Raw genomic sequence first — 639 nt, 5'->3', positions numbered from 1 at the left:
CACCCGGCCTGAGCATGACCGGCTGGTGACTGAACTCCGCGCCTTGGAACGCCCGGTCACCGTCGGCCTTGAGCCGACCGGGCATTATCATCGTCCGCTTGCCTGGCGTCTGGTCCAGGCCGGCTTCGGCCAAGCCTCCATCTTCTCGCGGGCATCGGCAAGCGTCAGGAACCAGTGCGTGTTCAGGCACTCCGCCCGRAACCGGCCGTTGAAGGCCKCGATATAAGCATTGTCCGTCGGCTTGCCCGGCCGCGAGAAATCCAGCGTCACGTCGTGCGCATAGGCCCACAGGTCGACGTCACGGGACACGAATTCCGATCCCTGATCCACGCGGATCGTCTTCGGATACCCCACCGTCGCGCAGACACGATCCAGCGTCTTCACCACATCCTCGCCGCGGTAGCTGAACCGCGGATCGATCACGGGCGCATAGCGCGAGAAGATGTCCACCACCGTCAGCACGCGCAGCCGAGCTCCCGTCGCCAGTTGATCGTGCACGAAGTCCATCGCCCAGGTTTCATTCGGCGACAGGGCATCACGACGATCCTCGCGCAGCTTCGCCTTCACCCTGCGCTTAGGCGCCTTGTGCCGCAGTTGATGCCCCAACTCATTGTAGATCCTGCGGGTTCGCTTCTGGTT

The 639-nt window shown here is 63.7% G+C and carries 1 pseudogene; it reads right to left on the bottom strand.

Annotation, left to right across the window (positions count from 1 at the left end):
- Nucleotides 1-129: 129 nt before the first annotated feature.
- Nucleotides 130-639, bottom strand: a pseudogene (locus tag AC1DWF_RS35615) (DDE-type integrase/transposase/recombinase); the annotation flags it as partial.

This window comes from Aminobacter sp. P4_D5 (assembly GCF_056401815.1).
Note: the sequence above shows the minus strand (reverse complement) of the source record. Positions and strands in the feature narration are given on the sequence as shown.